Below are 17,336 nucleotides of genomic sequence, written 5' to 3'. Positions count from 1 at the left end.
GCGACACCTCGCACACCATGGCGGACCGCGCCGACGCCGCCACCCCGTTGACCAACACAGCTCGTACTCACGCCGCCACCCCGCTCGACACCACAGGTCACGCCGACGCCGTGACCCCACCGACCACCGCAGGCCACACCCACGCCTCCACCCCGCCAAGCACCACAGGCCGCACCCACGCCCCCACCCCCATCCCGCCCAACACCACAGGCCGCACCCACGCCAACACCCCTGCCCCGCTGATCACCGAAGGTCCCTCTCACACCCCCGCCCCCCTCAACCGCTCCGCAAAAGCAACCAACGCCCCGTACTGCTCGCCCAAAGCTGACGATGAGCCTGGGTCCGGGTCCTTGAAGTAGAAGCCGAGGGACGGTGACGGGCCGGTGAGGCCCAGTTCGTGGGAGCGGGCCAGGAGGCGGGCCAGGTCCAGGATCAAGGGGGCCGCCAAGGCCGAGTCGCAGCCCTGCCAGGTGGTCTGGAGGACCATGCGCGCGCCGAGGAAGCCGTCGAAGGCGATGTGGTCCCAGGCGGTCTTCCAGTCGCCGAGGGACGGGACGTCGTCGATGTGGACCTCGCCCTCCGGGGCGGAGCCCAACGTGTCCGCCAGGACCCGTTCCTTGCCCGCGTTCTTCGCGGCCGCCGCGGCCGGATCGGCGAGGGACGCGCCGTCGCCGCCGCCCAGGAGGTTGGTGCCGGACCAGGACCGCACGGAGAGCGCGCGCTGGGCGAACATCGGGCCGAGGACCGAGCGGAGCAGGGTCTGGCCCGTCTTGCCGTCCCGGCCCGCGTAAGGGAGGCCGGACGAAGCGGCCTCAGCGGCGAGCGCCGGGTGGTGCAGGCCCATCGACGGGGTGAAGTTCACGTACGGGCAGCCCGCGCGCAGCGCCGCCGCCGCGTACAGGGAGCTGGCGGGGAGGCGTCCGCCGCCCTCCGCCGGCAGCGGTTCCGTCGAAGCCACGTTCACCACCACCGCACGGGCAAGCCCCCGGCGACGTACAAAATCGCGGAGGTCGGCGGCGAAGGAGGCGATCAGTTCCTCGTCCGACCGCCCGCCGGCGTCGGCGTCGGTGTCGGTGTCGGTGTCACCGGGGCGCGGTCCACCCATCCGTATCTCCGCGTCCGCCGCGGCCAGTTCGGAGCGCACCGCCGCGGGGACGCCGTGCGGCAGCACTCCCCCGGCGGCCAGCTGCTCCGCCCGCTTCGGCAGCGGGCACTCCACCGTGTCGTGGCCGCCGAAGACGAGCGACGACAACGTTGGCAGACCGCAGTCCGCGAACGGCGGGGTCTCCGTGACCATCCCGGTCGGCGGGTGGAGACCGGCCGTCACGGCCGCGCACCCCGCGACAGCCGTCGTGGCGACCGAGCCTCGCGCGCCGATCAGCCACACCCCGGTCAGCCCGCCACCCGAAGAACCAGAGGAACCAGCGGAACCAGAGGAATCAATAGAAGAGGAATTGGGCACGGCTGCCTCCTGTCGAAGAAAAGACGGCGGGCGGAGGTCCGGCGTCCTCCGCCCGCCGCCGTCTAGCGGCCCCCGCCGGAAGCGGTGCGGGCCGGCAGTTCCTTCACCCGGATGTCGCGGAAGGAGACCTGGTCATCGGCGCCGTGGTTCTGGATGCCGATGTGACCGTCCTTCAGGCTCCTCGCCGGATCCGTGTTGGTGAAGTCGTTGATCTTCACTCCGTTGAGATAGATCCGAAGGCGTTCGCCCTCGACACGGAGTTCGTACGTGTTCCACTCCCCCGGCGGGTTCAGCGCCTTGTCGCGCTTCTTCAGGTCGGCGGACTTGAAGCCGTAGACGGAGCCGGTGGTCTTCTCCGGGACGTCGGTGGCGTCGATCTGGATCTCATAGCCGTTGTTCACGGCCGACCAGGGGTCGTCGGAGGCCGGGAAGCCCACGAAGATCCCGGAGTTGTCGTCGCCGTCCATGCGCCAGTCCAGCTTGAGGGAGTAAGAGCCGAGCTCCTTCGGCCCGTCGTACCAGAGCATCCCCATGCCGCCGACCGTCGTGAGCGTCCCTTCGGCCTCGTTCAACTCGAAGGACCCCGGGCCCGCCTGCTTCCAGCCGTCCAGCGAGGCAGCCGTACCGTCGAAGATCGGCGTGTAGCCCTTCTCCGCACGGCAGTCGGCCTGCGCCGCGCCCGTCGCCCAGCGGATCCCGCCGAGCAGATGCGTGCGATAGGCGGGGTCGGCGAACGACTCCTTGGTGTGGCCGCCGCCCGTGTAGAAGGAGCGGCCAGCTGTTCCCTCGACGGAGCCCTGGCACCAGGCGATGGGATGGTCGCCGGACATCGTGCCGCCGGTGTACGACGACTCGTCGAGCGAGGCGAGGACGCGGGCCCGGTCCCGGGGATTCGAGCGGTAGTTGTACCACTCGTCGGTGCGGTCCCAGATCCCCGGCAGATGCTCGGTGGACGGGTGCGCGTGGTCCTCGACCTGGACCTTCGCGGGCTGGATCGCGGGATGCGACTGGAAGTAGGCGCCCGCGAGGCCTCCGTAGAAGGGCCAGTCGTACTCGGTGTCGGCGGCGGCGTGCACGCCCACGTACCCGCCGCCCTTCTTGATGTAGCCCTCGAAGGCCGTCTGCTGCTCGGCGTTGAGGACGTCGCCGGTCGTGGAGAGCCAGATCACGGCGTCGTACTGGGCGAGGTTGGCGGCGGTGAAGGCTCCGGCGTCCTCGGTCGCGTCGACGGTGAAGCCGTTCGCCGCGCCGAGCTCCTTGACGGCCGCGATGCCGTCGGGGATGGAGTCGTGCCGGAACCCGGCTGTCTTGGAGAAGACCAGGACCTTTTCGCCCTCCGCCGAGCCCAAACCCGATCCCGACGAATCCGGCTTCGACGCCGCCGGCCCCGACACACAGCCGATGAGCAGGGCGGCCGCGGCCGTAGCAGTGGCCATCCGTGCGGATGCGCGCATGTGATGCCCCTTCCTCAGCTCGTGGTGAAGGTGAAGTCGTCGACGTCGTAGAGGGATCCGGTGCCCTCGCCCTTGAAGACCAGGTAGAACGTGGTGGTCTTGGTGGGCGCTCCGGCGATCGCGGTGCTCACGTCGGTGTACGTCTCCCACCCGCCGGTCGGCGCGACCTTCGTACTGCCCAGGAGCTTGCCGGTGGCCGAGCCGCTGCGGACCTCGAGCGTGCCGCCCGCTCCGCCCGACGCGACGCGCGCGGTCAGCTTGGTGGCGTTGCCCAGGATGTACGGCTTGAAGGCGATCCAGTCGCCGTTGTTGATGTCACCGACCGCCTTGCCGCCGTGCGCCGGGGTGTGGTTGACCACGGACACGCCCTTGGAGTCGTTGTAGTGCTCGCCCTGGCGGTGCTTGGGCTGGACGACGTTCTGGTCGTGGGTGGTCAGCGCGGGCTGGCCGTTCGCACCCTTGTCGGTGTACTCGGCGTCGAAGACCCCGAAGATGTTGGCGTTCGGGTCGTGCTCGCCGTCCGCCGAGGTCTGCAGGGTGCCCTCGCAGCCGTTGGCCGATGTCACCGGGTGGCCGTGGCTGTCATGGCCGAGGATGTGGGTGACCTTGACCTTCGTGCAGTCGATCGGGCCGTCTTCCTTGTCGGTCACCTTCACCTTGAAGGGAATCTTGTCTCCGAAGGTGAACAGCTGCCCGTCGCCGGGGAGTTCCAGGGTCACCTTGGGCGCGGTGTTGCCGACGGTGAGGTGCGCGCTGGCCGAACCGGTGCGCCCGGTCGAGTCCTTGACGGTCACGGTCGCGGTGTAGACGCCGTTCTTCTTGTACGTGTACGAGGGGTTCTGCTGGGTCGACTTGCCGCCGTCGCCGAAGTCCCAGGCGTAGGTCAGCGTGCCGCCGTCGGCGTCCGTGGCCTTCGCGCTGAACTTGGTCTTGAGCGGGGCCTGGCCGCTGGTCACGGAGGAGCTCGCCTCGACGACCGGGGAGTGGCCCTCGGTGGCGTTCTCGATGCGGAAGAGGCCGGAGTTCTCGTCGCCGCCGAACCAGGCGGTGCCGTAGTCCAGGACGTACAGCGCGCCGTCGGGGCCGAACTCCATGTCCATCACCTGGGTGCCCGTCCACGGGAACGGGTTGATCTTCGAGACGGTGCCGTCGGCGCCCTGCTCGATGCGCTTGATCCAGCGCCGTCCGAACTCGCCCGCGAAGAAGTCGCCGTCGTACGCCTCCGGGAACTTCACCGGGGAGGTGTTCGCCGCGTCATAGCGGTAGACAGGGCCGCCCATCGGGGACTCGGAGCCCGAGCCGAACTCGGGGACGGAGCCGCCGTCGTACGGAATCCAGGCTTCCTGCGCGGCCGGCAGATCGGTCAGGCCGGTGTTGTGCACGGAGTCGTTCTTCGGCGCTGCGCAGTCGAAGGCGGCGCCGGAGGTCTGCGTCGCGAAGTCGTAGTCGATGTATGCGTCGTTCTTGCCGGTGCAGTACGGCCAGCCGAAGTTGCCCGGCTTGGTCACGCGGGTGAACTCGACCTGTCCCGCGGGGCCGCGCTTGGGGTCGGCCGCGCCCGCATCGGGGCCGTAGTCACCGACGTAGACGATGCCGGTCGGCTTGTCGACGCTCATGCGGAAGGGGTTGCGGAAGCCCATCGCGTAGATCTCGGGGCGGGTCTTCTCGGTGCCCGGCGCGAAGAGGTTGCCGTCCGGGACGGTGTAGCTGCCGTCGTCGGCGACCTTGATGCGCAGGATCTTGCCGCGCAGGTCGTTGCTGTTGCCGGCGCTGCGGCGGGCGTCGAAGGCGGGGTTGCGGTCCGCGCGCTCGTCGATGGGCGTGAAGCCGTCCGAGGCGAAGGGGTTGGAGTCGTCGCCCGTCGAGAGGTAGAGGTTGCCGTCCTTGTCGAAGTCGATGTCGCCGCCGACGTGGCAGCAGATGCCGCGGCTCGCGGGGACGTCGAGGACCTTCTTCTCGCTGGCGTTGTCGAGGGTGCCGTCGGTCTTCAGGACGAAGCGGGAGAGGCGGTTGACGCCGTCGAACTTCTTGAAGTCATCGGCGGTGCCGGTCTCCGGGGCGTCGCCGGCCGGGGTGTCGAGCGGGGGCGCGTAGTAGAGGTAGATCGCGCGGTTCTCGCTGAACTTCGGGTCGAGGGCGACGCCTTGGAGGCCTTCCTCGTCATGTGAGTAGACCGGGATCTTGCCCGCGATCTTGGTGTTGCCCGCGGCGTCGGTGAGGCGCAGCGTGCCGTCGCGGGATGTGTGCAGGACCGAGCGGTCGGGGAGCACGGAGAGCGTCATCGGCTCACCCGTCTCCGGCTCGCCCTTGGCGAGGGTCACTTGCTGGAAGTCTTCGGCGACGGGGGCAGCGGCCGCCTTGTCGGCCCGCGTCTGGGCGGCGCGGACGGCCTCCGGGTCGGCGGCGTTCGCGCCGGGGGCGGTGAGGCTGAGGGTGGCGCCGGCCAGCAGGGTGCCGGTGAAGAGCGCGAGGGTCTTGCGGAGTCTCAGGCGTTTCCTGTGCACGGGGGTTCCTCCGGAAGGGGGACGGTCGTACGCGGGTGTGGAACGTGGCGCTGGGCGCCGGGGTGCGCCGTCACCCCGGAAGGTTCATGTCCTGTACACATCAGGGACGGTAGCGAGCTTTGTCTTGGGCCGAAAGCCCTTGCGCATCACCGGAGTTCGGCTTCTTCCTTGCCCAGGACAAAGTGGGCTACGCCGTGCTGTGCGCAGCCCGCGCCGGAACCGCCGGACGGGCCGAGCCATGCCCGGCAGGGCTCAGTTGCCGCCGAACGCCGCGTCGAACGACGCCGACGGAGGCTCGAAGTCAAAGGCCTTCAGCTTGCGCAGCGCCTCGGGGGCGCCCTGCAGCCGGTCCATGCCCGCGTCCTCCCACTCCACCGAGATCGGCCCCTCGTAGCGGATCGAGCGCAGCATGCGGAACACGTCCTCCCAGGGGACGTCCCCGTGGCCCGCGGACACGAAGTCCCAGCCGCGGCGCGGGTCGCCCCACGGGAGGTGGGAGCCGAGGCGGCCATTGCGGCCGTCGAGGCGCCGCCGCGCCTCCTTGCAGTCGACGTGGTAGATGCGGTCCCGGAAGTCATAGAGGAAGCCGACCGGGTCCAGGTCCTGCCAGACGAAATGCGAGGGGTCGAAGTTCAGACCGAAGGCGACCCGGTGGTCAACTGCCTCCAGAGCACGGTGCGTTGTCCAGTAGTCGTACGCGATCTCGGACGGATGCACCTCGTGGGCGAAGCGCACGCCCTGTACGTCGAAGACGTCGAGGATCGGGTTCCAGCGCTCGGCGAAGTCCTCGTAACCCCGCTCGATCATCGACTCGGGAGCCGGCGGGAACATCGCCACCAGATGCCAGATCGAGGAGCCCGTGAAGCCGATCACCGTGTCGACGCCGAAGGCCGCCGCCGCGCGCGCCGTGTCCTCGATCTCGCGGGCCGCACGCCGCCGCACGCCCTCCGCGTCGCCGTCGCCCCAGATCCGCGCGGGCAGGATCGCCTGGTGCCGCTCGTCGATGATCGCGTCGCAGACGGCCTGGCCGACCAGATGGTTGGAGATGGCCCAGCACTTGAGGCCGTACTTGTCCAGGAGCTGGCGGCGTGAGTCCAGATACGAGGTGTCGTTCAGGGCCTTGTCGACCTCGAAGTGATCGCCCCAGCAGGCGAGTTCGAGTCCGTCGTAGCCGAAGTCGCGGGCGAGCCTGCAGACCTCTTCGAGCGGCAGGTCGGCCCACTGGCCGGTGAACAGGGTGAACGGACGTGGCATGACGGCCTCCTCAAACCTGGACGGGGGTGTGCGGGACGGGAGTGTTCGGGATCGGGGTGAAGACGGAGTTCTTGGCCGCGCTCTCCTCCACGGCGGCCAGGACCCGCTGGACGCCGAGTCCGTCGGCGAAGGACGGTTCGGCGACGCCGCCTTCGGCGATGGCGTGCACCAGATCGCGCGCCTGGTGCACGAAGGTGTGCTCGTAGCCGAGCCCGTGGCCGGGCGGCCACCAGGCCTCCAGATACGGGTGGCCCGGCTCGGTCACCAGGATGCGGCGGAAGCCGGAGGACGTGGCGGGCTCCGTGTGGTCGTGGAAGGAGAGCTCGTTCAGGCGCTCCAGGTCGAAGGCCAACGAGCCGTCGGAGCCGTTGAGTTCGAGCCGCAGCGCGTTCTTGCGGCCCGCCGCGAAACGCGTCGCCTCGAACGAGGCGAGCGCGCCCGAGGGGAAGCGCCCGGTGAAGACCGCCGCGTCGTCCACGGTGACCGGCCCGGTGGCCGCGCCACCCGGTCCGGTGGCCCCATCGCCCGGTCCGCTCACGGCACCGCCCGGTCCGCCCGCGGCACCGCCCGCCCCCGTGAGCCCGCTGGACGCCCCGTCGAGCAGCGGCCGCTCGCGCACAAATGTCTCGGTGAGCGCGGAGACCCCCGTCACCGGCTCCCCCACCAGATACTGCGCGAGGTCCACGATGTGCGCCCCCAGGTCACCGAGCGCGCCCGAACCCGCGCGGTCCTTGTTCAGCCGCCAGGTGAGCGGGAACTCCGGGTCCACCAGCCAGTCCTGAAGGTACGTCAGACGCACGTGCCGCAGCGTGCCGAGCCGCCCTTCGGCGACCATCTGCCGGGCGAGGGCGAGCGCGGGGACCCGGCGGTAGTTGAAGCCGACCATGGACACCTGGCCCCGCGCGCGGGCCCGTTCGGCGGCCTCGGCCATCGCCTCGGCCTCCTCGACGGTGTTGGCCAGCGGCTTCTCGCACAGCACGTGCTTGCCCGCGTCGAGCGCCGCGATCGCGATCTCCGCATGACTGTCACCGGGGGTGCAGATGTCGACGACGTCGACGTCGTCACGGGCCACGAGTGCGCGCCAGTCGGTCTCCGCGGCCGCCCAGCCGAGCCGGTCGGCGGCGGCGCGCACGGCGCCGCCGTCGCGTCCGCAGACCGCCGAGAGGACCGGCCGCAGGGGCAGATCGAAGACGCGCCCGACGGTGCGCCAGCCCTGGGAGTGGGCGGCTCCCATGAAGGCGTATCCGACCATGCCCACCCCCAGCGGCCGCTTCCCTGTCCCTGCCTCGTGTTCCGTGTCACGCATGCGGTACTCCTCCTCGTCGGTGCTCGGTGGGGGGTGCGGACGCGCGCATCACTTGAAGCCGGTGGACATGTACTGGCCGACGTTGTCCTTGTCGACCACCGCCGAGTACAGCGTGATGAAGGCCGGGATCTCGAACTCGGCCATGCCGCTGACACCCTTGCCCTGGCCGAGCGCGCGGGCGAGGTCGATCGCGGAGGCCGCCATCGTCGGCGGATAGAGGACGGTGGCCTTGAGGACGCTGTCGTCGGACTCGATGGCCTGGAAGGCGGAGAGGGCGCCCGCGCCGCCGACCATCAGGAAGTCGTCACGGCCCGCCTGCTTGATGGCGCGCAGCGCGCCGACACCCTGGTCGTCGTCGTGGTTCCACAGGGCGTCGAAGTTCTTCTGCGCCTGCAGGAGTTGGGACATCTTCTGCTGGCCCGACTCGACGGTGAACTCGGCGGCCTGCCGGGCGACCTTCTCGATGTTGGGGTAGTTCTTGAGGGCGTCGTCGAAGCCCTTGGTGCGCTGCTTGGTCAGCTCCAGGTTGTCGAGGCCCGCGAGCTCGATGACCTTGGCGCCCTTCTTGTCCTTGAGCTTCTCGCCGATGTAGTGGCCCGCGCTCAGGCCCATGCCGTAGTTGTCGCCGCCGATCCAGCAGCGGTAGGCCTGCGGCGAGGCGAAGACCCGGTCGAGGTTGACGACGGGTATGCCCGCCTTCATCGCCTTCAGGCCGACCTGGGTGAGCGCCTTGCCGTCGGCCGGCAGGATCACCAGGACGTCGACCTTCTTGTTGATCAGCGTCTCGACCTGGCCGATCTGGGCGGCGGTGTCGTTGGAGCCCTCGGTGGACTCCAGCGTCACGTCCGAGTACTTCTTGGCCCGCTCCTTGGCGTTGTCGTTGATCGCGTTCAGCCAGCCGTGGTCGGCCTGCGGGCCCGCGAACCCGATGGTGACCTTCTTGCCGGGCTTGTCGTCCGCGACCGGCTGATCCTTGTCGTCCGAGCCCTCGTCCTTGGGCTCATTGCTCGTGCACCCCGTGATCAAGGCCCCGGTGGACAGGGCCGCGGCTCCGAAGAGAAGTCCTCTGCGGCTGGTGATTTCTGGCATGGCGGTGAACCCTTCGAATCAAGGAGTGTTCGCATCAGGGAGTGGAGGCCGTACGTCGCTGGACGAGCACCGCGGCGACGATGATCGCGCCCTTGGCGATCTGCTGGACATCGCTCTGGAGGTTGTTGAGCGCGAAGATGTTGGTGATCGTGGTGAAGATCAGTACGCCGAGCACGGAGCCGGTGATGGTGCCCCGGCCGCCGCTGAGCAGGGTGCCGCCGATGATCGCCGCGGCGATGGCGTCGAGCTCGTACAGATTGCCGTTGGTGTTCTGGCCCGACCCGGAGAGGATGATCAGCAGGAAGGCCGCGATCCCGCAGCACAGTCCGGAGAGCAGATAGAGATAGAGCCGCTGCCTGCGTACGTCGATGCCGGCGAGCCGGGCCGCTTCCGCGTTGCCGCCGACCGCGACCGAGCGCCGCCCGAAGGTGGTGCGGTTCAGAAGCAGCCAGCCGACGACGGTGACGGCCGCGAAGACGAGCACGAGCGGCGGGATGCCAAGGACGTAGGAGTCGCGTTCTCCGAGGCTCAACACCCCGTCGACGGTGACCATTTGGGTCTTGCCGTCGGTGATCTGCAGGGCGAGACCGCGGCCCGACGCCAGCATGGCGAGCGTCGCGATGAACGGCACCATTCCGCCGTACGCGATGAGCAGTCCGTTGACGAGACCGCAGGCCGTTCCGACGAGTACCGCCGTGAACAGGATCCCGGCGAAGCCGTACTCCTGGGTGGCCACGGTCGTCGCCCAGACGGAGGCGAGCGCCACGATCGCGCCGACCGACAGGTCGATGCCGCCGGAGATGATCACGAAGGTCATGCCGACCGTGACGACACCGATGACGGACGCCTGGGTGAGGATCAGCTGGACGTTGTCGGTGTCGAGGAACGATTCGGGCTGGGTGATGCCGCCGATCGCGATCAGCGCGGCGAGCACCCCGAGCAGGGACAGCGTCCGCACGTCGGCACGCGCGGCTAGCGTCCGCAACTGGCGGCCGCCGTCGGCCGGTTCACTCTTCGATGCGGCGGGCCGTGGCGGCGATGCGGGCTGCGTCATGACGCCGGGCTCCCTTCGAGGACGAGGTCGAGTACGCGGTGTTCGTCGAGGTCACGGGCGGGCGCCGTATGGACGACGCGCCCCTCGCGGAGCACCAGGACGCGGTCGGCGAGGCCGAGGACTTCGGGGACTTCGCTGGATACGAGCAGGACGGCGAGGCCGTCGTCGGCGAGGCGGCGGATCACCGCGTACAGCTCGGCGCGGGCGCCGACGTCCACGCCGCGGGTCGGCTCGTCGAGCAGCAGCACGCGGCAGCCGCGGAGCAGCCAGCGGGCCAGGACGGCCTTCTGCTGGTTGCCGCCGGAGAGGGTGCGCACGGGGGCGGCGGGGTTGTCGGGGCGCAGCGACAGCTCGCGGGTCGCGGTCTGCGCGGCCTTCTTCTCGGCGCCCCGGTCGAGCCAACCGCCGCGTGAGAAGCGGGACATGGAGGAGACCGACACATTGTTGGTGACGGACTCCAGCATGAGCAGGGCCTGTGCCTTGCGTTCCTCGGGGGCGAGGCCGAGTCCCGCGCGGACGGCGGCTCGGACGCTGCCCGGCCGCAACACCTGGCCACCGACGGTCACTTGACCTGCGCTCGGCTTGCGCGCGCCGTAGATCGTCTCCAGGATCTCGGAGCGCCCGGAGCCGACGAGTCCCGCGAGGCCGACGATCTCGCCGGGCCGCAGTTCGAGGTCGAGGGGCTCGAACTCGCCGTCGCGGGCGAGACCGTTCACCCTCAGCACGGCGTCTGTGGTGGGCCGTTGGGTGGGCCGGTCGGGGAAGACGTACTCGACGTTGCGGCCCGTCATCAGGGCGACGACCTCGCGGGTCGGGGTCTCCTTCGCGGGGAGTCCGCCCGCCACCGCGCGGCCGTCCTTGAGGACGGTGACGCGGTCGCCGATGCGGCGGATCTCTTCGAGCCGGTGGGAGATGTAGACGACGGCGACGCCGTCCGCCGTGAGATCGCCGACGATGCGGAAGAGGTTGTCGACCTCGTCCGGGTCGAGCGCGGCCGACGGCTCGTCCATGACGATGAGCCGCACTTCGTGGGAGAGCGCACGAGCCATCGACACGATCTGCTGCTGGGCGGCCGAGAGATCACCGACGAGCGTTCCCGGGTCGATCTCACCGTGCCCAAGTCGCTTGAGCAGAGCGGCAGTTGACGCCTTCGCCTCGCGACCTCGCACGACGAATCCAGCCGCGGTGGGCTCATGCCCGAGGTGGACGTTCTCGGCGACGGAGAGGCCCTCCACCAGGTCCAGTTCCTGGTAGATGGTGGCGATCCCGAGGCGCATCGCGGCGATGGGCGACCGGAGCGTGGTGCGCTCGCCGCGCCAGGTGATCTCGCCGTCGTCGGGCTGGTGGGCCCCGGCGAGGACCTTGATGAGGGTGGACTTCCCGGCGCCGTTCTGACCGAGGAGGCAGTGCACTTCGCCGGCCTGGACCTGGAGGTCGACGCCGTCGAGGGCGCGGACGCCGGGGAACGACTTGGTGATGCCGGACATGGTGAGCAGCGGTGGTTCTGGTGCCATGACGGTTCCCTTGGGCGGATGGGCCGGTTTCAGGGCAGGGCGGGGCTCGTGCTGGGCCGAGCCTGTTTCGGAGCAGGGCGAGGCAGCGCGCTGTACTGGGTGAGGTGAGGTGTGATGCGTCGCGTAGTACGGGTCGTACGTATGGGTGACCGGTACGTATGGGGTCCTACGTCCCGGTCAGGCCGGTGAGAACAGGTGGTCGCTGATGAGCCGGGCGCCGCCGATGACTCCGGCGGTCGGTCCCAACTCGCCCAGGACAATGGGGAGATTGCCGGTCGCCAGGGGCAGCGACTGGCGGTACACCTGGGTGCGGATGGCGGCGAGCAGGGTGTGGCCGAGGCCGGTGACACCGCCGCCGATCACCACGAGGCCCGGGTTGAAGAAGCTGACGAGACCCGCGATGACCTGGCCGGTGCGGTTGCCGCCGTCGCGGATGAGGTCGAGCGCGGTGGCGTCACCGGCCGCGGCCGCCGCAGCCACGTCGACGGCGCTGAGCTTCCCCGCCGCTTCCAGCCGCGTCGCGAGCTCCGCCGAGAGCCCCTGCCCGGCCGCGTCCTCGGCGTCGCGGGCGAGCGCCGCGCCGCTGAAGTACGCCTCCAGGCAGCCCCTGTTCCCACAGGCGCAGGGGCGTCCGTCCGGTTCGACCTGGATGTGGCCGATGTCGCCGGCGCTGCCCGTCGTACCGCGGTAGACCTCACCGCCGACGACGATGCCGCAGCCGATACCGGTGCCGATCTTGACGCAGAGGAAGTCGCCCACGGAGCGTGCGACGCCCGCGTGCTGTTCCCCCATCGCCATCAGGTTCACGTCGTTGTCGACCATGACGGGGCAGCCGAGGTCCTGGCTGATGGCTTCCCGTACGGGGAAGCCGTCCCACCCCGGCATGATCGGCGGGGCGACCGGGACGCCCTCGGGAAAGCGGACGGGACCGGGTACGCCGATACCGGCGCCGTCGAACCCTTCCGCGAGCCCGGAAGCCTTCAACTTGGCCGCCATGGCGAGGACTTGCTCGAAGACCGCGACCGGGCCTTCGCGCACGTCCATGGGCTGGTTGATGTGGCCGAGCACCTCCAGCTCGGCGTTGGTCACCGCGACGTCGACCGAGGTCGCGCCGATGTCCACGCCGAGGAAGCGGAGGGCGGGGGCCAGGCGGATGTTGTGGGAGCGGCGGCCGCCGCGCGATGCGGCAAGTCCGTCGGCGACCACGAGTCCGGTCTCCAGGAGCCGGTCCACCTCGACGGCCAGCTTCGACCGCGAGAGGTCGACCTGATCGCCCAGCTGGGCACGGGAGTTGGGCCCTCCGTCACGCAACAGCCGCAGCAGACGCGCCTGGTGCGCATTGGCGGGTCGAGCCGTCATACGTCTCACGCGCCCCTCCCCGCCTCATCGGGCAACTCATGTCGTCGCGCCGGACTTTCGTTCGTCGCGTCGGGCTTTCGAGGGGAACGTAGCAGCGCCTGCCGGGAGTGGGAAGAAGTTGCGCGGGAATTACCCACGACTTTCTCCAGTCACAGGACAAAGGGAGGCGCCGCAAGCACCGCGCGGCAGCTCGCGGCGCGGTCAGCCCGTGGCGGGCAGAGCGTGCAGGGCGCGCCGGGCGGCGGCCCGGAGGTGGTCGAGGACGTCCGGGTCCGCGTCGAGGGTGTAGTCGGCCGTGAGGCCGGCCAGGGTCTGGGCCATCCGCGTGAGGGAGTCGTCGGATACGTCGACGAGACACCGGCCCTCGTCGAGCGGCCGGATGCGGGTGGCCAGGCCCCGGGTGTGGGCGCGGACGTGGTCGGCCGGGGCGTGGACGGTGGCGACGGCGCGGTGGCGGGTGGGCGCGGCCGAGAGCCGGTCGGCGACGAAGGCGGCGGGGTCGTCGCCGGGCAGATCGCGGGCGGGAACGCGTCGGCCGGTGAGCGTGGGGCCGGCGATGCGGTCGAGGCGGAAGACGCGCCAGTCGTTCTTCGCGGTGTCGTGCGCGAGGAGGTACCAGAGGGGGCCGGAGGCGACCAGGTGCTGCGGCTCGACCCGGCGCGGAGTGGTCGCACCCGTACGGGTGGTGTAGTCGAAGGTCAGGACCTCGTGGTCGCGGCAGGCCACGGCGAGGGTGGCCAGGAGAGCGGGGTCGGCGCGCGGCCCTCGGTCGTCCCAGGCGATGCCGGCGACCGCCCCCTGGAGGGCGGTGACCTGGCCGCGCAGCCGGCGGGGCAGGACCAGTTCGAGCTTGGCCAGGGCCCGCAGCGCGGTCTCCTCGATGCCGGTCAGGCCACCGGCGGCGGTGCGCAGGGCGACGGCGATGGCGACCGCCTCGTCGTCGTCGAGGAGGAGCGGGGGCAGGTCGGCGCCGGGGGCGAGGCGGTAGCCGCCCGCGTGACCGCGGGCACTGTCGACGGGGTAGCCCAGGTCGCGGAGCCGGTCGATGTCGCGGCGGACGGTGCGGACGGTCACCTGGAGCCGGTCGGCCAGGTCGGAGCCCGACCACTCCCGGCGGGTCTGCAGCAGGGAAAGGAGGCGCAGCATCCGGGCCGTCATGTCGCTGGTCATGATCTCCACTATGGCCGAGTCAGAGGACACCCCTTGTCCTGAAAGGGTCCTACTGTGGATCTGTCCAACCAGAGCAAATCGGGAGATACCACCATGAAAATCACCGTTCTCGGCACGGGCGGCGGCGCCCGCGCGCACACGGCCAAGCTCGTCGAACTCGGGCACGAGGTGTACGTCGGCACCCGCGACCCCGAGGCCACCCTCGCCCGCACCGAGCCCGACATGATGGGCAACGTGCCCTACGGCCAGTGGCTCGCCGACCACCCCGGCGTCACCCTGCTGCCCTTCGGCGACGCGGCGGCCGCCGCCGACGGACCGGTCATCAGCGGCATCGACGGCCACAACGCCGTCGCCGCGCTGACCGCCGTCGCGGACCGCCTCGACGGCAAGACGCTCATCGACTACGCCGTCCCGTACGTCTACCAGCACGAGAGCGAGCACCCCTGGCCCACGCCGTGGGGCGTCATGCCCAAGCTGGACCCGTGCGACACGGACAGCCTCGCCGAGCAGATCCAGCGGGCGCTGCCCGGGACGAAGGTCGTCAAGAGCTTCGTCACCCAGGAGCAGACCACCGAGCTGCTCAAGTCGTACGGCTGGAGCGACATCCTCGACCTCGGCCCGCTGGTGTGCGCCCGCGGCATGGAGATGTACGCCCATATGCACTCCGCCATCGGCTTCGGCCTGGGCCAGCAGTTCGGCGGCCACTTCGGCATCAAGGTGGTGCGCTGACATGCCGGGCACGAGCAGCACTCCGACACCCGCCCTGGACGGGAAGATCCTGTGCCATGCGATGTGGGCCCGCGACGGCCGCGAGCTCGCCGACTTCTACGCCGCCGCGCTGGGCACGGAAGTCAGCCGTACCTACCCCGGCCCGCAGGGCGAACCCGCCGCCTGCGCGTTCGACGTCGGCCCCTCGATGTACCTCTTCTACTCCTCCGAGAACTTCAGTGCCCCCAACTGGCCCGAGGAGGAGCTGCCCTTCCACATGGACCTGACGTTCACCGACGTACGGGCAGCGGAGGAACGACTACTGCAGATGGGCGCCACCAAACCCGACCACCAGCCGGGCGGGAAGCACTGGACGATCCTGCTCGATCCCGCCGGGCAGCCGTTCTGCATCCACCAGGCCCGCTGACCCGCGGCCGCCATGACTCACCTGCCCCGCATCACCGCCGGCCGGCGTCGCGCCCGCCTGGTCCGGCGGCACCTGCTCACGCCGGCCGTCCGCGTGGACGGCGCGCACGAGGTGGCCGATGCCCTCATCGGCCTGCACGCCACGGACCCGGCGACCGTCTTCCTCGCCGCGGCCGCCCGTATGCGTGCCCCCACGCCCGACGTCATCGACCAGGCCCTCTACGCGAGGCAGTCCGACGTACCCACCCTTGAGCGCATACGGTGCATGCGCCGCACGATGTTCGTCGTCCCCGCCCGCCTCGCGCCCGCCGTGCTCTCCGCGACCGCGCAGAGCACGGACCGCCTCCGCGCCGAGGCCATGGACAAGCTGAACCAGGCCCTCGGCTGGGATCAGCGGCACTACACCGCCGTGCAGCGGGACGCGCTCGCCGCGCTGGCGGAACGCGGTGCGGCGACGGCGGCGCAGCTGGCCGCCGATGTGCCCGCCCTGCGCGAGCAGCTGGTCGTCTTCCCCGGCAAGTCCTACGAGTCCCGCCAGCGCGCCGCCTCGACGGTCCTGGGTGTCCTCGCGGCCGAAGGGCACATCCGCCGGGCCAGACCGGCCGGTTCATGGACCTCGGCGCAGTTCCGCTGGACGCCCGCCCGGCCGCTGCCCGCCGTACCCGTCGCCGAGGCGAGAGCCACCCTGGCGCGGCACTATCTCGCGGCCTACGGCCCCGCGACGGCCGACGACGTGAAGTGGTGGACCGGCTGGAACCTCACCGACACCCGCAAGGCCATCGTCGCCACCGGCGCGCAGGCCGTAGAACTCGACGAAGGCACCGGCTACCTCCTGCCCGAAGACTTGGAGGACTTGGAGGAGTTGGAGGACGTTGAGGACGTGGGGGACCTCGAAGGCCTCGGCCCCGTCGCGCCCCACGCATCCGGCGCGGTCCTGCTGCCCGGCCTCGACCCCACCCCGATGGGCTGGCGCCACCGCCAGTGGTACCTCGAACCCGCCCACACCGCCGCGCTGTTCGACCGCAACGGCAACATCGGCCCCACCGTCTGGTGGGGCGGCCGCATCATCGGCGCGTGGGCACAGCACGCCGACGGGCACATCAACCACCACCTGCTCACCGATGCGCCCGCCGCCGCCCGAGCGGCCGTGGACGAGGAGATCGGGCGCCTGACCGCGTTCCTCTCGACCACCCGCGTCACGCCCGCCTACAGCACGCCCCTGGAACGCCGACTCGCCACCGGCGGGCCCGACTAGGCGTCGTCGCGCTGGTGGTACGTCTCCCGCGTGTGCTCCGTGTGCGCCCGCATGATCTCCGTGGCGCGGCGCTCGTCGCGTTCCGCGATCGCCGCGATCAACTGGCGGTGCTCGATCCAGGACTGCTTGCCGCGCTGGCGGGCCACCGGCGTGTAGTACCAGCGCACCCTGCGGTCCACCTGCCCGGCGAGTTCGGCGAGCACGACATTGCCGGCGAGCTCCATGACCTTGGCGTGGAAGGCCGCGTTGGTGGTCACCACCAGGTCGACGTCGCCGTCCGCGACGGCCTGTTCGCCCTTGGCGCACAGCTCTTCGAGCGCGGTGATCCCGGCGGTGCCCGTGTTCGCGGCGGCGAGCCGGGCGGCCTCCGCCTCCAGGAGCGTACGGACCGTGAGCAGTTGGTCCGCCTCCTCCTCCGTGGGCTCGTGCACGAACGCGCCCTGCGCGGGGCGCAGATCGACCCAGCCCTCGGTGTTGAGCCGCTGCAGCGCCTCGCGCACCGGTTGACGCGAGACCCCCAGGTGCCCGGCCAGTTCGCTCTCCACGAGGTGCTGGCCCGGCTGGAGCGCGCGGGTCGTGATGAGTTCGAGCAGCGCTTCGTAGACCCGCTCCCGGAGCGGACCAGGGCGTTCCAGCTTGGGCACCGCCCCCTGCGGCAGTCCTGTGGACAACATCGCGGTCCCCTCCTCGACGATTGCCTTTTGTCTACAGTCTACTGAGCACAATGGCCAGCACTAGGGGGAGTTGGGCCGGTCACACGGCTCAATAGCGTTGTTCCGGC

The 17,336-nt window shown here is 70.5% G+C and carries 14 protein-coding genes; 3 read left to right on the top strand and 11 right to left on the bottom strand.

All coding sequences use genetic code 11. The annotated features are described in order from the left end of the window. Positions 1 to 259: 259 nt before the first annotated feature. From OG453_RS32855 to OG453_RS32810, 10 genes are all read right to left on the bottom strand, one after another. On the bottom strand, positions 260 to 1,444 hold the full coding sequence (locus tag OG453_RS32855) for an inositol-3-phosphate synthase (protein WP_266873212.1): 1,185 nt from the start codon (positions 1,442 to 1,444) through the stop codon (positions 260 to 262). 80 nt (positions 1,445 to 1,524) lie between these two features. Beyond that, positions 1,525 to 2,916 carry a ThuA domain-containing protein gene (locus OG453_RS32850; RefSeq protein ID WP_266872191.1) on the bottom strand — a complete coding sequence of 464 codons (1,392 nt, stop codon included), beginning with the start codon at positions 2,914 to 2,916 and terminating at the stop codon, positions 1,525 to 1,527. Between the two features lie 14 nt (positions 2,917 to 2,930). Further along, positions 2,931 to 5,420 carry a PQQ-dependent sugar dehydrogenase gene (locus OG453_RS32845; RefSeq protein WP_266872190.1) on the bottom strand — a complete coding sequence of 830 codons (2,490 nt, stop codon included), beginning with the start codon at positions 5,418 to 5,420 and terminating at the stop codon, positions 2,931 to 2,933. A 252-nt stretch (positions 5,421 to 5,672) separates the two neighbouring features. After that, positions 5,673 to 6,674, bottom strand: a complete 1,002-nt coding sequence (locus OG453_RS32840) for a sugar phosphate isomerase/epimerase (protein ID WP_266872189.1) — start codon at positions 6,672 to 6,674, stop codon at positions 5,673 to 5,675. A 10-nt stretch (positions 6,675 to 6,684) separates the two neighbouring features. Then, positions 6,685 to 7,980 carry a Gfo/Idh/MocA family protein gene (locus tag OG453_RS32835; protein ID WP_266872188.1) on the bottom strand — a complete coding sequence of 432 codons (1,296 nt, stop codon included), beginning with the start codon at positions 7,978 to 7,980 and terminating at the stop codon, positions 6,685 to 6,687. Positions 7,981 to 8,028: 48 nt separating this feature from the next. Beyond that, positions 8,029 to 9,069: a substrate-binding domain-containing protein gene (locus OG453_RS32830; RefSeq protein WP_266872187.1), complete on the bottom strand. Its 1,041-nt coding sequence runs from the start codon at positions 9,067 to 9,069 to the stop codon at positions 8,029 to 8,031. Positions 9,070 to 9,103: 34 nt separating this feature from the next. Next, positions 9,104 to 10,123, bottom strand: a complete 1,020-nt coding sequence (locus tag OG453_RS32825) for an ABC transporter permease (protein ID WP_266872186.1) — start codon at positions 10,121 to 10,123, stop codon at positions 9,104 to 9,106. Further along, entirely contained in the window at positions 10,120 to 11,637 is a 1,518-nt protein-coding gene (locus tag OG453_RS32820; RefSeq protein WP_266872185.1) for a sugar ABC transporter ATP-binding protein, read from the bottom strand. The genes OG453_RS32825 and OG453_RS32820 overlap by 4 nt, the downstream gene beginning before the upstream one ends. Before the next feature lie 177 nt (positions 11,638 to 11,814). Beyond that, entirely contained in the window at positions 11,815 to 12,996 is a 1,182-nt protein-coding gene (locus OG453_RS32815; protein WP_266872184.1) for an ROK family transcriptional regulator, read from the bottom strand. 201 nt (positions 12,997 to 13,197) lie between these two features. Next, complete coding sequence (locus OG453_RS32810; RefSeq protein ID WP_266872183.1) at positions 13,198 to 14,166, bottom strand: YafY family protein; 969 nt, start codon at positions 14,164 to 14,166, stop codon at positions 13,198 to 13,200. A 93-nt stretch (positions 14,167 to 14,259) separates the two neighbouring features. On the opposite strand from OG453_RS32810, the gene OG453_RS32805 reads away from it, so the two are divergent. Genes OG453_RS32805 through OG453_RS32795 form a run of 3 tightly spaced genes read left to right on the top strand, consistent with a single transcriptional unit; the run spans position 14,260 to position 16,555 of the window. Then, positions 14,260 to 14,895 (top strand): NAD(P)-binding domain-containing protein, encoded by a 636-nt coding sequence (locus OG453_RS32805; protein ID WP_266872182.1) that lies wholly within the window; start codon positions 14,260 to 14,262, stop codon positions 14,893 to 14,895. Position 14,896: 1 nt separating this feature from the next. Further along, the gene (locus OG453_RS32800; protein ID WP_266872181.1) at positions 14,897 to 15,301 is read left to right on the top strand and encodes a VOC family protein; all 405 of its coding nucleotides are present in this window, start codon (positions 14,897 to 14,899) and stop codon (positions 15,299 to 15,301) included. Between the two features lie 12 nt (positions 15,302 to 15,313). Beyond that, on the top strand, positions 15,314 to 16,555 hold the full coding sequence (locus tag OG453_RS32795; RefSeq protein ID WP_266872180.1) for a winged helix DNA-binding domain-containing protein: 1,242 nt from the start codon (positions 15,314 to 15,316) through the stop codon (positions 16,553 to 16,555). Here OG453_RS32795 and OG453_RS32790 read toward each other — a convergent pair. After that, positions 16,552 to 17,229, bottom strand: a complete 678-nt coding sequence (locus OG453_RS32790) for a GntR family transcriptional regulator (RefSeq protein ID WP_266872179.1) — start codon at positions 17,227 to 17,229, stop codon at positions 16,552 to 16,554. The two genes, OG453_RS32795 and OG453_RS32790, sit on opposite strands and share 4 nt — an antisense overlap. Positions 17,230 to 17,336: the final 107 nt, after the last annotated feature.

Origin of the sequence: Streptomyces sp. NBC_01381 (assembly GCF_026340305.1) — a bacterium.
Classification (GTDB): Bacteria; Actinomycetota; Actinomycetes; order Streptomycetales; family Streptomycetaceae; genus Streptomyces.
Note: the sequence above shows the minus strand (reverse complement) of the source record. Positions and strands in the feature narration are given on the sequence as shown.

Bases quoted from the DNA above. Each gene is read 5' to 3' on its own strand.
- OG453_RS32800 (WP_266872181.1), top strand. From the start codon at position 14,897: ATGCCGGGCACGAGCAGCACTCCGACACCCGCCCTGGACGGGAAGATC.
- OG453_RS32830 (WP_266872187.1), bottom strand. From the start codon at position 9,069: ATGCCAGAAATCACCAGCCGCAGAGGACTTCTCTTCGGAGCCGCGGCC.
- OG453_RS32850 (WP_266872191.1), bottom strand. From the start codon at position 2,916: ATGCGCGCATCCGCACGGATGGCCACTGCTACGGCCGCGGCCGCCCTG.
- OG453_RS32805 (WP_266872182.1), top strand. From the start codon at position 14,260: ATGAAAATCACCGTTCTCGGCACGGGCGGCGGCGCCCGCGCGCACACG.
- OG453_RS32820 (WP_266872185.1), bottom strand. From the start codon at position 11,637: ATGGCACCAGAACCACCGCTGCTCACCATGTCCGGCATCACCAAGTCG.
- OG453_RS32810 (WP_266872183.1), bottom strand. From the start codon at position 14,166: ATGACCAGCGACATGACGGCCCGGATGCTGCGCCTCCTTTCCCTGCTG.
- OG453_RS32840 (WP_266872189.1), bottom strand. From the start codon at position 6,674: ATGCCACGTCCGTTCACCCTGTTCACCGGCCAGTGGGCCGACCTGCCG.
- OG453_RS32815 (WP_266872184.1), bottom strand. From the start codon at position 12,996: ATGACGGCTCGACCCGCCAATGCGCACCAGGCGCGTCTGCTGCGGCTG.
- OG453_RS32825 (WP_266872186.1), bottom strand. From the start codon at position 10,123: ATGACGCAGCCCGCATCGCCGCCACGGCCCGCCGCATCGAAGAGTGAA.
- OG453_RS32795 (WP_266872180.1), top strand. From the start codon at position 15,314: ATGACTCACCTGCCCCGCATCACCGCCGGCCGGCGTCGCGCCCGCCTG.
- OG453_RS32790 (WP_266872179.1), bottom strand. From the start codon at position 17,229: ATGTTGTCCACAGGACTGCCGCAGGGGGCGGTGCCCAAGCTGGAACGC.
- OG453_RS32835 (WP_266872188.1), bottom strand. From the start codon at position 7,980: ATGCGTGACACGGAACACGAGGCAGGGACAGGGAAGCGGCCGCTGGGG.